Here is a 13,816-nt window from a genome sequence, read left to right on the forward strand (position 1 = left end):
CAAAATAATCATGAAGTGGATACGCAGAGGCCAACGCTTCAATCAGCCGACACAGCAGTGCTCGGCTGAATTGATAGCCACCATGTGCTGCATCGATTTCCTCATCTCCGTCATCAACGGGTAGGGATAATTATCACGATCATTTGATGCAGTTAGTATGAACAAGTCAATGTCAGGGTAAAAGTGGAAAGTTGCAAACGAGTAGCTATTCGAGCCATCGTGCCAAACACTTGTAAACTCTTCAGCCGGGTTTGAAATTACCCAGCCGTAACCGTAGTAATGGATTTCACTTGGCAATCCAGAGGAATTTGTAAGTAAATGATGGATTGTAATATTCTTTTTATCAGCAGGCACATCTGGAAAGAATTTATCGATGGTATCGGAGAGTGATAACTTCCCTTGCTCTACCAGCAACATAATGGCCGTTGCGGTAAACTGCTTGGTCACTGAGCCAATATCAAAAACAGTGTGCTCATCAAAAGCGCGTTGATTTTTCTGTCCGCGAAGCCAAAGCTTTGATGGAAAATAATGGCATTAGAGTTTGCAACGAGTACCGTTCCGGAAAACGTGGATTGCTCAAGCTTTTGCTGCCAATGATGCAAAGGTTCCGCAGCAGCTACCGATAAAGCGGCTAGTAGAGCCAATACAGCGGCAATTACCGTACGAAATTTAAGTTTTATCCCTGTTGCTCTCAAAGTTATCTATCCTTGTTTTGGCTAACGCTTTAGATAATAGGCCCCACACCAGCGCTAAAAAACACCCTTACTTCAGGATGCTCCACAAACCAGAAAGCGCCTTTTCATCGCCTTGTTGGACTGCCGCGCTCCGCTCTGTGGTTTTGATGGCAATTGTTAGTGCATCTAAACTCGAATACATGCTAAGTAAACAAAGCCTCAAGCTGTGCTTTTTGTTCAGGGCTAAGCTCATTTAACGTCTTCAATGCATCTTTAAGTGCTGCTTTGGCATCTTCTGCCATTTTGAAATGTAAGTAAGCCTTAATTAAGGCTGTATGGGCATTCAAAGATTGAGGATAATTTGCTCGATTCCACTTCAGTAATGCCAACGCATCGTCTTGCCGGTTTAAATATTGCAGCCACCCAGCGTAACCGTTGGCTTTATCTTGCGGGATCATGATGACAGTTTTGAGTAGCTTCGAGCGACTAGCAAATTTTGCCTGCAAATTTGCCAACGTTTTAGGCTCACCTTCTGGAATAGCCCACTCTGAAAATATATGTTTCAACCCGGCATATTGGCCTTGCAACACGGTCGTATTGTGGGTTTCGTTGCTAAAAGTCTGGGACGCGACGACCAACTTGTCAGATGGATAACGAGCTAGCAAATCAACAAACCGTTGATACGACTCTGTCATGGTTGGTTCTTCATTAGCTATCGACACATACAAGCGCCCTTGCAACTGCTCGCTTTTTAAAGCCTGCTCAGCTAATACAAGCAATTGATGGCTATTCCAATATAAAGACGGGCTGATGGCGATAACAGCATTAAACAAGCCAGGTCGTTTCACCAATGCATTGATAGCAAACTGACCACCATGCGACGTACCCGACAGTATTTGATAGTCCAGAGTACGGTACTGTCGTTTCACAAAAGGAATCACTTCGTTCTCAACAAAATCTAAAAATCTATCTGCATTTTCCAGTTGATTTGGGTTTTGCTTCTCTGCACTGGTCACCGTCAGATCTCTTTCGCGAGTTTCTCGCGGGTTCACAATACCGACCACAATCATTGGCGGCAACTGCTCGAATTTTGCTAAATAATCTACCGTACCGGCCGTATGTGGGCCCTGAATGTCGCCATCGGTCAGGTACAACACCGGATAACGCTCCTGACTATTTTGATAACCCTCAGGCAGATAAATCACTAGGTCACGTTTTTCGCCAAGCACAACACTATCAATCACCAGTTCTTGCAGTACAGGGAGGCGCGCTGCAGCCCAGCTACTCCAGTGGCTTCCCATTATGAGCAGCAGTAATCCATAAATTATTTTCTTCATTGTTCTTCCTTAATTATATAGCGCTAACATTATATTTATGCGCCAGCTCGAAAACTGATTTTCATATATTCTGTACAAGGCTCGGTAAACTATTAAAAATCCAAACTTTGCAAAACAGTTCCGGTTATGGAACCAACAAAAACCCCGGTATCTGAACCGGGGTTTGATTGCTTATCTAATGGGATTTATTCCCACTCAATGGTCGCTGGTGGTTTGCCGCTGATGTCGTACACCACGCGGGAAATACCGTCGATTTCATTGATGATACGGTTAGAGACCTTACCCAGCATATCGTATGGCAGGTGAGCCCAGTGGGCGGTCATAAAGTCAATGGTTTCAACGGCCCGCAGCGAAATTACCCAGTCGTACTTACGGGCGTCGCCCATCACCCCGACCGAGCGTACCGGCAGGAAGACGGCAAAGGCCTGGCTGACTTTGTGGTACAAGTCCGCTTTGTGCAGCTCTTCGATAAAAATCGCATCGGCCCGGCGCAGCAAGTCGCAGTACTCTTTTTTGATTTCGCCAAGTACCCGCACACCCAGGCCTGGGCCAGGGAACGGGTGGCGGTAGAGCATGTCGTACGGCAAGCCCAGCTCTAATCCGATTTTGCGCACTTCGTCTTTAAACAGCTCGCGCAGTGGCTCGACCAGGCCCATTTTCATATGTTCTGGCAGGCCACCAACATTGTGATGCGATTTAATGACATGGGCTTTGCCGGTGGCTGAGCCTGCTGATTCAATCACATCCGGATAGATGGTGCCTTGTGCCAGCCAGCGGGCATTTTTTAGCTTCTGCGATTCTTCGTCGAACACTTCGACAAACACCCGGCCAATGGTTTTACGCTTTTGCTCCGGATCGTTCTGGCCTGCCAGCGCATCCAGAAAGCGATCTTCGGCACTGACATGGATGATGTTCAGGCCAAAGTGGTTGCCAAACATATCCATTACCTGCTTGGCTTCGTTTAAGCGCAGTAAGCCGTTATCAACAAAAACGCAGGTCAGTTGCTCACCGATAGCTCGGTGCAGCAGCATAGCGGTGACCGAGCTGTCGACACCGCCGGATAAGCCCAGGATCACTTGATCCTCGCCGACCTGCTCACGAATCCGCAGGATGGCGTCTTCGATGATCGAAGCTGGTGTCCAGAGTTTTTCACAGCAGCAGATATCGACCACGAAATGTTCCAGCATCCGCAGGCCCTGGCGGGTATGGGTCACTTCCGGGTGGAACTGCACCCCATAGAACTGGCGCGCTTCGTCAACCATACCTGCATGCGGGCAAGTGTCGGTGCGGGCCACGGTTTCAAAACCTGGCGGGATCTCGATGACTTTATCGCCATGGCTCATCCAAACATCGACCAGTGCAGTGTTGCTGGCGCTGATGTGATCTTCGATGTTGGCAAAAAGACGGTTTTTAGCGATGACTTCGACCTGAGCATAACCAAACTCACGCATATCGGAGCAGGATACTTTACCGCCCAGTTGCTCGGCCATGGTTTGCATGCCGTAGCAGATGCCAAGAATAGGCACGCCGGCCTCAAACACATACTGCGGTGCCCGTGGGGAGTTAGCCGCAGCGACACTTTCCGGGCCTCCGGATAAAATAATGCCGGTTGGGTTGAAGTCGCGGATTTGCTCCTCGGTAACATCCCAGGCCCACAGTTCACAGTACACCCCGATCTCACGAATGCGACGGGCAATCAGCTGGGTGTACTGGGATCCGAAATCCAGGATCAGAATGCGGTGCAGATGAATGTTTTTGCTCATAGTGACCTTTTTAAATCCAATCGTTGTGAAAGCAAACGGCTGGCAAGTGCCAGCCGCTGTGAAACGCAGCCTTTACCCCATACGATAATTCGGCGCTTCCTTGGTAATTTGCACATCGTGCACATGCGACTCACCCATACCGGCAGCGGTCACTTTGACAAACTGTGGCTTGGTACGCAGCACCTCGATAGACTCACTGCCCGTCAGGCCCATGGCTGAGCGCAGCCCGCCCATTTGCTGGTGAATGATGTTCTCAATCGGCCCCTTGTAAGCCACTCGGCCTTCAATGCCTTCCGGCACCAGCTTCTCGGTATTGTCGCTGCCCTGAAAATAACGGTCGGACGAGCCATGGCGCTGGGACATGGCACCCAAAGAGCCCATACCCCGGTAGGACTTGTAATAACGGCCCTGATACAGCTCCACTTCGCCCGGCGACTCTTCGGTACCGGCAAACATCGAGCCCACCATCACGCAATGGGCACCCGCGACCAGCGCTTTGGCAACATCACCGGAGAAGCGGATACCGCCATCGGCGATGATCTTAACGTTCGTGCCTTTCACGCCTTCGACCGCATCAGCAATCGCAGTGATCTGTGGTACGCCACAGCCGGTCACAATACGGGTGGTGCAAATAGAGCCAGGGCCGATGCCCACTTTCACCGCATTGGCACCGGCTTCCGCCAGCGCTTTAGCACCTTCGGTAGTCGCGACGTTGCCTGCAACAATTTGCAGATCCGGGTACTGGGCACGGGTTTGCTTCACCCGGTCAATCACACCCTGCGAATGGCCATGCGAAGTATCAATCAGCAGAATATCGACACCGGCTTCGACCAGCGCAGCAATGCGCTCGTCGGTACCAGCGCCTACGCCAACCGCAGCGCCAACCCGCAGCCGGCCCAATTCGTCTTTACAGGCATTTGGCTTGCTGGCCGCTTTGTAGTAATCGCGTACGGTGATCAGGCCTTTTAATTTAAAGGCATCGTCCACCACCAGTACTTTTTCGATCCGGTGCTTGTGCATCAGCTTAAAAGCTTCTTCACGTGAGGATTGCTCATTCACAGTGACCAGCTGCTCTTTTGGTGTCATCAGTTCAGAGACTTTGGTACCGGCACTGGCTTCAAAGCTCATATCACGACCGGTCACGATACCGACCAGATTGTGGCTGGCATCCACCACCGGAAAGCCTGAGAAGCCGTGTTGCTGTGCCAGGGCCTGCACTTCACGGACCGTCATATCCGGCGATACCGTCACCGGATCGGATACCACACCACTTTCGTATTTTTTCACCCGACGAACATGCGAGGCTTGCTCTTCGATGGTCATGTTTTTGTGGATAAAACCCAAGCCACCTTCCTGCGCCAAAGCAATTGCCAGGCGAGCTTCGGTCACGGTATCCATTGAGGCGGAGACCATCGGAATATTCAGATGAATGCTGTCGGTCAGCTGAGTGCGTAAATCGGCAGTATGGGGTAGTACGGTGGAGTGCGCCGGAACCAGTAACACGTCGTCAAAGGTGAGGGCTTCTTTCATGATCCTGAGCATCGCAACAATCTCGCTTCTTGGGAAAAACCAAAGGAATGTTGCGGCGCAATTTTAGCGCTTTTTCGCCTTTGGAACAAACGATTTTTTACTTTTGTGATAGAGTAAGGCGCAAAGTACAGGCAACCTCTGATATCGGCATGCAAAACAAAGACATTTACACTGTTTCTCGTTTAAACAGCGAAGTCCGTATGGTGCTGGAACAGCAATTTCAGCGCATCTGGTTGCAGGGAGAGGTGTCTAACTTTGTCGCCGCGGCCTCTGGCCACTGGTATTTTTCACTCAAAGACAGCGGCGCTCAGGTCAAAGTCGCCATGTTTCGCCAGAGCAATCGCATGGCCAGCATCAAGCCACAAAATGGCCAGCAGGTGCTGATCAAAGCCCGCATCAGTGTGTACGAGCCGCGCGGCGAATACCAGTTGCTGGCAGAATTGCTGGAAGATGCCGGCAGTGGTGCACTGCAATTGCAGTTTGAACAAGTCAAAGCACGGTTACTGGCCGAGGGCTTCCTGGCCAGTGAACGCAAGCGGCCGTTACCCGCCATGATCCAGCGCTTAGGGGTAGTCACCTCGCCGACCGGCGCGGCAATTCGCGATATTCTTACTGTGCTTAAACGCCGGGCACCGGGTATGCAGGTGATTATTTATCCCAGCCTGGTGCAAGGTGCCAGCGCTGCCGGTCAGCTGTGTCAGGCGCTTAGCCTTGCCTATCAACGCAACGAAGTGGATGCCATTATCATTGGCCGTGGCGGTGGCTCGCTGGAAGATCTCTGGTGCTTTAACGACGAACAACTGGCCCGGCTGGTTGCAAAAAGCCCGGTACCTATTGTCAGCGCCGTTGGTCATGAGATTGATGTCACCATCAGTGATTTTGTCGCCGATATCCGCGCTGCCACCCCATCGGCCGCCGCCGAGCTGGTCTCCAGCGATCAGTTGCATTTACTGGAGCGGCTGCAGCGACTGCAGCGGGCTTTGGTGCAGGCGCAGCGCCAGCAGCTGCAGCGCTTTGCGCCCAAAGTAGCACAACTGGCCCAGCGACTGCAGGCCAGGCACCCTTCGAGGCAACTGCAACAGCAACAACAGCGGCTGGACGAGCTTGGTAGCCAACTGCTGCGCCGCCTGCAACAACGCTTGCAACAACTGGCCCTACAGCAAGCCAGCCTGAGCCGTCAGCTCAGTGCACTATCACCGGCCAAAAAACTGCAGCAGCATCAACAGCAACTTGCACAGCAACAACGATTGCTTGGCCGCGCGATGCAACAGCGGCTGCAGCAGCAACAGCAGCGCTGGCAATTGCTACTGGCCCGGCTGGATACGGTCAGTCCGCTGGCAACGCTGGCGCGTGGCTACAGCATCAGTTTTGATGAGCAGAACCAGGTGATAACCAACAGCGCCGCATTGGAAAAAGGCCAGTTGGTTCACACCAAACTGGCCCAGGGATCTTTTGTAGCAAGGGTGACCGCTACCGAGCGTTAATGCGGCTCGGTACTGACCAACTGACCATTGATGATCACCTGGCTGACCTGAGTGGTGTACTCAAAAGGATCGCCGGTATAGAGCACCAGATCGGCATCCTTACCAACGGCAATGGAGCCCACCCGCTCATCAATGCCTAAGATGCGGGCCGCATCAATGGTAATCGACGCCAGTGCCACCTCATACGGCAGGCCATAAGCCGCGGCAATAGCCGCTTCCCACAGTACCACCCGGGTTTTCGGCACATAACGCTCGTAGCCACTTTGCAAAGCAAACGGAATACCGGCCTGGTGTAACTTTTGCGCCGTGATAAAGCTGGCATTTTCCAGCTCACCAAACTGCCGGGCCATGGTCGGGTGCAAGATCACCGGCACCTGAGCCGCTTTAATCGCATCCAGCATCAGATAAGCTTCCGCAGCACCATCCAACACGATACGAATGCCAAACTCTTCGGCAATCCTCAGCGCCGACTGCATATCCTGTTCCCGATAGGCGGTGATCAGCAAAGGTGTACTGCCATTCAACACGCCAACCAGAGCCTCCAGTTCCAGATCGCGACTCGGCGCTTTGCCTTCCTGCGCTTCTTGCTGCTTTTGCTGATACTCCTGCGCCCGGATCAATTGCTGTCGCAGCATGGCAATTTGCTTCGAGCGGGTGCCCGGGCTGCGGTTTTCTGCACCAAAGGCACCAGGACCAAGCTGGGCGGCAATCATCGCCAATGGTTGCATCATGCCATCATCAACATGATTACCATGGCTTTTGCGCACCATAGTCTGGCCGGAAATCAGTGCACCCGGGCCGTGACCAGTATGAAAGGTGGTCACACCAAGGCTGCGCACCCAGTCCACCAGACGTTCGCGGGCATTAAACGCATCCAGAGCGCGCAGTTGCGGCTGCATGGCGGCCGAGGTTTCCAGTTGATCCTGATCGTGCGGCTGGTTTAGATAACCGGCCAGGCCAACCACAGTGCGGGCATCTATCAGACCCGGTGTGACCACGGCCGCTTGCAAGGTTTTGGCACCAGCCGGCAAACGCAGCTGGCTCTGACGACCGACCTGACGTATTTTGCCATCTTCGACCACAATAGCGCCTGCTTCAATCACCGGGCCAGCCTGGGTATAAATCCGCTCTGCCAGCACCACCAGCGTTTCCGCCTGAAGATTAGCAGCCACCAGGCTCAGACCCAGCAAGTAGCTTGTTTTTTTCAATGCACCTTTCATTGTGCTGCCTCCAACTGCAGTACCTCACTGGCCACCTGATCACGACCGGCCCCATAACCGCCGGTAGCAAAGAGTGCCTGCTCAGGATCTGCCAGATCAAACACTTTCACACCCTCGACCCAGGTTTGCTCCACCCGGGTATAGACACTGAGTGGATCACCGCTCAGCACAATGAAATCAGCGTCTTTGCCAACCGTCAGGCTGCCGACTCTATCTTGCAAGTCCAGCATTTTGGCGCCATTTAACGTGACTGACCGCAGCGCTGTGTCTCTGTCCAGACCAAATCGCACGCCCATAGCAGCAGAGCGCAGGAATAAACGCGAATCGGTAATAGGATCGTCGGTATGATAGGCCAGCAACACCCCTGCATCGGCTAATACCTTGCCGTTATCCGGCAGTAAGTTCATGACTTCCAGTTTACCACCAGGGCTGTCGATATGAATGATGGAAGCCGCCACGCCAGCTTTGGCAATGGCATCGGCGACCAAAGCACCTTCACTGACATGATGCAACACTACCCGGAAATTAAACTCATCCGCCAGCCGCAACACCGTCAGGACGTCGTCGTGGCGATGGGTGTGATGGTGCACGATGCGCTCACCGGCGAACACTTCGCACAAGGCATCGTGACCGATATGACGAGGTGGCGGCGAATCGCTGCCTTTTTTATCGCAGTACTCTTTGGCCGCCACCAATTGGGCGCGCATCAAAGCAGCCGCTTTGCCACGGGTGCCAGGAAAAGGCGAAGCGCGCAGTGGATTGGTGCCATTGGCCATTTTAATGCCGCCAGCCATCGCCCCCGACTCGGTTCGAATGGCCAGAGCTTCAACACTGCTGCCATTGCGTAATTTTAGATAATTGGTCTGGCCGCTCAGTAAATGGCCGGAGCCTGGCATCACATTGACGGTGGTGATGCCACCGGCTTTGGCTTTCATCAAACCGGCGTGGCGGCTGTTGATGGAGTCCAGCGCCCGCACATCCGGCTGAATAGGTGCGCTGCTGTCGGCACCAGCTACCTGACCGATGTGCGAATGCGTATCCACCAGGCCTGGCATAATGATTTTGCCATCCATACGGTGGATGCTGGCAGCCGCCGGGATCGGTACATTGGCGCCAATGGCACTAATGCGGCCATCTTGCACCAACAGAGTGCCATTTGGAATAGCCGGACCATCGATAGGCAGTAAGGTGGCACCAACAAAGGCTTGCAGCCCTTGCTGGGCATGCAGCGAAGCTGTCAGGCAACTAAGCAGCAGTACGACAATTTTCCGCATGAAACAGGCCTTTTATTATTGTAGGAGGGTTCAGCATAAGCAGGGACCTGGGTGGGCACAAGCAGCATCTGTCCTGAAAACGGAGCGGGGTATCGCAAACGCAGCGCGGGCAGCACAAGCTGCCCGCTTTATTTTAGGCTTCGTAGGCAGCCGGGCTGCCAAAAAGCCGGCGTTTGAGTGCCCTGAAAGGACGTTTCATATCCTCCAGAATCAGATACAAACAAGGCACCAGCACCAGCGTGATTAAAGTGGCAAACAACACCGCAAAGCTTAATGATACCGCCATTGGGATGACAAACTGTGCTTGCAGGCTGGTTTCAAACATAATCGGCACCAAACCAAAAAAGGTAGTCAGTGAGGTCAACAAAATGGCGCGAAAACGCATTTTACCGGCCCGCACCACCGAGTCTGCCAGTGATAAACCTTCCCGCCGCGACTGATTGACGTAATCGGTTAGTACCAAACTGTCGTTGATCACCACCCCGGCGGCGGCAATCATGCCGAAGAAGGAAAACAGCGACAAATTCATCCCCAGCACAAAGTGCGCCAATACGGCACCAATCATACCGAACGGGATCACCGACATCACAATCAGCGGCTGGCTGTAGCTTTTCAGCGGAATGGCCAATAAAATATAAACCATCAGCAAGCCAGCAATCATATACAGGAACATCTGATCGCGCTGCCGCTGCTGCTCTTCAATCTGGCCGCCCAGCTCCGTCCGTACGCCAGGGAAGCGCTCTAACAATTCTGGCATCACTTCAGAGCGTACCAGTCGTACCACCTCCGACGTGGTGACCTGAGCCTGATCAACATTGGCCGAAACCCGCACAGTTCGAAAACCATTCTCGCGGTTAATACGGGAAATCCCGGGTGTTTCGACCAGCTCAGCGACATCACCAAGCAGTACAAAGTCACCGGATGGCAAGCGAACCTTGCTGTAATCCAGCGCCGCGATTTGCTCGCGTTGCAAGCGTGGGTAACGCACCATCACCCGCACCTCATCACCATCACGGATCATGCGCTGCGCTTCCAGGCCGTAAAAACCAGAGCCAACCTGCGCAGCTAAATCGGCTGGCGTTAAGCCCAGCTGATACGCCACCGGCTTTAACTGTAAATTCAGTTCTTTGCCAGCAGAGTCAATGGTGGAACTTAAATCAAACACGCCAGGAATTTTGGCCAGATCCGCAATCAAGGCAAGGCCTGCCTGGTTCAACTGATCAATATCACGGCCAAACAAGCGGTATTCCAGATTGTTCTGTCCGCCCATGGTCATGACATCATCCTGCACCCGGATCAGCCGCACACCCGGTAGCTCTGGCATGTTCTCCCGCCAGCGCCGTGATAAGGTAAAAGCATTGAAAGGCCGATCATCCTCAGCCACTAGCGTAACCACTACCTGGCCGCTGGTTTGACTGTTTAAAAAAGCAAATACATCCTGCACCAATGGCTTACCGGTTTCTTCCCGAACCCGCTGTTCCTGCTGGTAAATCATGGCTTCAATCGCCAGTAAGCTTTCCAGCGTTTGCTGCTCGGAGGCGTTTTGGTGCATTTCAAAGCGGATTTGCGGATAATCGTGTGGTACCGGCGGCATCATCACCACCCGCAGATGATTGGACGCCATCAGCGCAATGCTGACCATCAACAAGGCGACAAAGGCCGCCAGAGTCGCATAACGATGGCTGATGCAGCGCTGTAAAAAAGGCTGATAGCGTTGTTCAATAAAGTACTGGAAGCGTTGCTGGAAGCGGCTGCGCCAGTGCTCTTTGGCCAAGGGTTTGATTTTGCTGTGCGCCAAATGCGCCGGTAAAATCAGTTTGGACTCGATCAGGCTAAAGATCAGACAAAGCACCACCACAATGGAAATGTTACGGAACTCATTCGACTCCATACCCTGGGCAAACATGAAGGGGGCAAACACGGCGATGGTGGTCAAGACACCGAAGGTGGCCGGGGTGGCGACCCGTCGGGCACCACGTACGATGTTATCGACACTGTGGCCCTTTTGTTCTGTCTCGTGATAAGCACTCTCCCCTATCACAATGGCATCATCCACCACGATACCCAGCACCATGATAAAGGCAAACAGAGTCACGATGTTGATGGTAACACCGGCAAACGGCATCAGCCAGATGGCACCTAAAAAGGCGATCGGTAAACCCAGCATCACCCAAAAGGCGACCTTGACCCGCAAAAACAGCATCAGCATTAAGAATACCAGTACCGAGCCCTGCAACAGGTTGCTCCACATCATGTTGAGACGGCCATTCAGGTAATAGGTCATATCGACCAGTGCATCCAGTTGATACCCTTCCGGCAATTGTTCATTTTTAAACGCAATGTACTGATGCACACTGCGGGCCACATCCGGTAAGGATTGGGTACTGGAAGCCTCAATCTGCAAAAAGGCAGCATTTTTGCCATTGCTGCGCATGTAGTTGACCCGTTCTTCGAAACCATCATAGATGCTGGCAATATCGCCCAACAATACCCGCTCGCCCTGAGGTCCCAAAATGACCGGAATACGGGCAAATTCGTCCGCCCGGTAAGCACGTTGCTCCGAGCGGATGGTGATCATGCCGGACTCACTGCGGATCATACCGGCCGACAAATTATCGGAATAATTACGAATGGAACGGCTGACATCCTGCAAGCTCAGGTTATAGCGCTGCAGCGTTTCCGGCGAGATTTCCACCGCCACTTCCCAGGCTGGCATCGAGTTGAAATTGACAAAGTTGATCTGATCCAGCAGCAACAGCTCGTTTTGGATTTCACGTCCAAGTGCTTTTAGCTCCAGTGAATCCTCACTGCCGGTCAGCACCAGCTCGACCGCTTGCTGACGCCACTCAACCTGGTAAATCGTCAGTGGCTCCATGCCTGCCGGGAAAGTACCGATAGAGTCGACCCGCAGCTTGATTTGATCCAACCGGCTGCTGATGTCCTCGCCCACTTCCAGCTCAACGCTGATGCGCCCGGCTCCACGCCAGGCAAAACTGCGCACCCGTTTAATGCCCTCAATATCTTGCAAGGCCTCCTCGATTTTAATCAGGATGCCTTCTTCAATCTCCTGCGGTGCGGCGCCCCGAAAGGTGGCGTTGATATGAACGTAGTTCACTTCTACTTGCGGAAACATCTGCCGTTGAATGCTGTTGTAGGTGACAAAGCCCATCACCAAAATAAATACCATCATCAGATTGGCAGCGACTGGATTATTGGCAAACCAGGCAATAATACCCCGTTTCGGATCGATGTAATCCATGCGTTACTCCACCTTCGCCAGTTCACTGCCATTAATGTCGGTACGCACCTGCATGCCCGGCTGCGGAAAACTGGGTGCCAGCAACACCAGCTTGTCACCGGCTTGCAGGCCTTGCTCAATCAACACGCTTTTGCCTTCCTGCCGTACCACCTGCACCGGCTGACGGCGCAGGGTATTGTCTTCATTCAGTAACCACACTTGTTGGTTTTGTACCGAGTCCTGCGGCACTTCAAACAAAGCCGGATGCGTTTGGCCAGACAGCACCACTTCGACGTAGTGACCAAAACGCAGCACCGGCTGCGCCGAGTTCAGGCTGTAGGGATCATCCACCTGTACTACCAGGTGCCCCATACGGGTCTGACCGTGGATGACCCCTAAATCACGTACCACTTCAGCACGGCGCAAATGACCTTCGAACTGCACTTCGGCTGGAATCCCAGCCACCGGCTGCGGTAAAAAGCGGGCGTCGAAACCAGCTACCGGTACATGGATTTCGGCCTGCTCGACACTGTATATCTCCCCCAAAGCCGTTGCTGCGGACACTACCTGACCAAGACCGACACTGCGGCTCACCACCAACGCATCGTACGGTGCGACAATTTGGGTACGCTCCAGATCACGCTTGGCCTTTTGCAAAGCGGCCTGGGCCGACTTCACGCCGGCCTCGGCGCTGTGCAACTGCGGCTTACGCAATCCCAAAGCGGAGACCTCGCCAGGTGATAGGTGACGAAGCTCCTGCTCAGCGACCCGCGCCAGGGCTTTTTCCTGTTCCAGTGCTGCATAGGCGGCGGCCACGGCAGCTTCTGCCGAGAGCACGGCAGCCTGATAATCGGCATCATCCAACTGCGCCATGACTTCGCCTTTGGCAATGACGCCGCCGGCAACAAAACTGGGGTGAATAGCAATGATGCGGCCCGATACTTCAGGCGTTAAGCGGGTTTTTTCTTTCGGCTGCACCTCACCAAACACTCGCACTTCAAAACGGTGCGCTCTTGGTTGCAGCGTTTGGGTGCTGACCAAAGGGGCTTGCACCCGTTCGGCATCAGCCTCGACAGACTTTGGTGCAGTACTAACAATGGCAACTACCAGAACGATGCCAAGCAGCAACACCCCGACAGCAATGGCAACTTTGGTCCATAAGCTCATCATAGCTTCCTTATACGAGCAAAAATTACCCTATAAAGTAGCAGATAGCCGGGCATGGCGATAATGAAGAAGTGTTAACTTTTATGAAGGCTGAAACACTTTGTTGCAACTGGCTGAGTTGCAACAAAG

At 53.1% G+C, this 13,816-nt stretch carries 10 protein-coding genes; 1 reads left to right on the forward strand and 9 read right to left on the reverse strand.

What is annotated here, in order from left to right; all coding sequences use genetic code 11:
• Positions 1–42: 42 nt before the first annotated feature.
• The 5 genes from BLW37_RS18845 to guaB all read right to left on the reverse strand — a co-directional run bounded on the left by BLW37_RS18845 (position 43) and on the right by guaB (position 5,316).
• The gene (locus tag BLW37_RS18845) at positions 43–447 is read right to left on the reverse strand and encodes a serine hydrolase domain-containing protein (protein WP_245785560.1); all 405 of its coding nucleotides are present in this window, start codon (positions 445–447) and stop codon (positions 43–45) included.
• Positions 444–695 (reverse strand): hypothetical protein, encoded by a 252-nt coding sequence (locus tag BLW37_RS18850; protein ID WP_245785561.1) that lies wholly within the window; start codon positions 693–695, stop codon positions 444–446. Before BLW37_RS18850 ends, BLW37_RS18845 begins: the two co-directional genes overlap by 4 nt.
• A gap of 182 nt (positions 696–877) precedes the next feature.
• Positions 878–2,011: an alpha/beta hydrolase gene (locus tag BLW37_RS00430; RefSeq protein ID WP_091337859.1), complete on the reverse strand. Its 1,134-nt coding sequence runs from the start codon at positions 2,009–2,011 to the stop codon at positions 878–880.
• A gap of 185 nt (positions 2,012–2,196) precedes the next feature.
• A complete protein-coding gene (gene guaA / locus BLW37_RS00435) occupies positions 2,197–3,774 on the reverse strand; it encodes a glutamine-hydrolyzing GMP synthase (protein ID WP_091337862.1) in 1,578 nt (525 codons plus the stop codon).
• A 72-nt stretch (positions 3,775–3,846) separates the two neighbouring features.
• Positions 3,847–5,316 carry an IMP dehydrogenase gene (gene guaB / locus BLW37_RS00440; protein ID WP_091337864.1) on the reverse strand — a complete coding sequence of 490 codons (1,470 nt, stop codon included), beginning with the start codon at positions 5,314–5,316 and terminating at the stop codon, positions 3,847–3,849.
• 137 nt (positions 5,317–5,453) lie between these two features.
• Between guaB and xseA the strand changes: the two genes are divergently transcribed.
• Positions 5,454–6,788, forward strand: coding sequence for an exodeoxyribonuclease VII large subunit (xseA, locus tag BLW37_RS00445; protein WP_091339500.1), 1,335 nt, complete (start codon positions 5,454–5,456; stop codon positions 6,786–6,788).
• On the opposite strand, the gene BLW37_RS00450 is transcribed toward xseA, so the two are convergent.
• The 4 genes from BLW37_RS00450 to BLW37_RS00465 all read right to left on the reverse strand — a co-directional run bounded on the left by BLW37_RS00450 (position 6,785) and on the right by BLW37_RS00465 (position 13,687).
• Positions 6,785–8,008 carry an amidohydrolase family protein gene (locus BLW37_RS00450; protein WP_245785562.1) on the reverse strand — a complete coding sequence of 408 codons (1,224 nt, stop codon included), beginning with the start codon at positions 8,006–8,008 and terminating at the stop codon, positions 6,785–6,787. The genes xseA and BLW37_RS00450 overlap by 4 nt on opposite strands.
• On the reverse strand, positions 8,005–9,282 hold the full coding sequence (locus BLW37_RS00455) for an amidohydrolase family protein (protein WP_091337867.1): 1,278 nt from the start codon (positions 9,280–9,282) through the stop codon (positions 8,005–8,007). Before BLW37_RS00455 ends, BLW37_RS00450 begins: the two co-directional genes overlap by 4 nt.
• Before the next feature lie 133 nt (positions 9,283–9,415).
• Complete coding sequence (locus BLW37_RS00460; RefSeq protein WP_091337868.1) at positions 9,416–12,541, reverse strand: efflux RND transporter permease subunit; 3,126 nt, start codon at positions 12,539–12,541, stop codon at positions 9,416–9,418.
• A gap of 3 nt (positions 12,542–12,544) precedes the next feature.
• The gene (locus BLW37_RS00465) at positions 12,545–13,687 is read right to left on the reverse strand and encodes an efflux RND transporter periplasmic adaptor subunit (protein WP_171907502.1); all 1,143 of its coding nucleotides are present in this window, start codon (positions 13,685–13,687) and stop codon (positions 12,545–12,547) included.
• Positions 13,688–13,816: the final 129 nt, after the last annotated feature.

Source organism: Alkalimonas amylolytica, assembly GCF_900107845.1.
In the GTDB taxonomy this organism is placed as follows: domain Bacteria; phylum Pseudomonadota; class Gammaproteobacteria; order Enterobacterales; family Alteromonadaceae; genus Alkalimonas; species Alkalimonas amylolytica.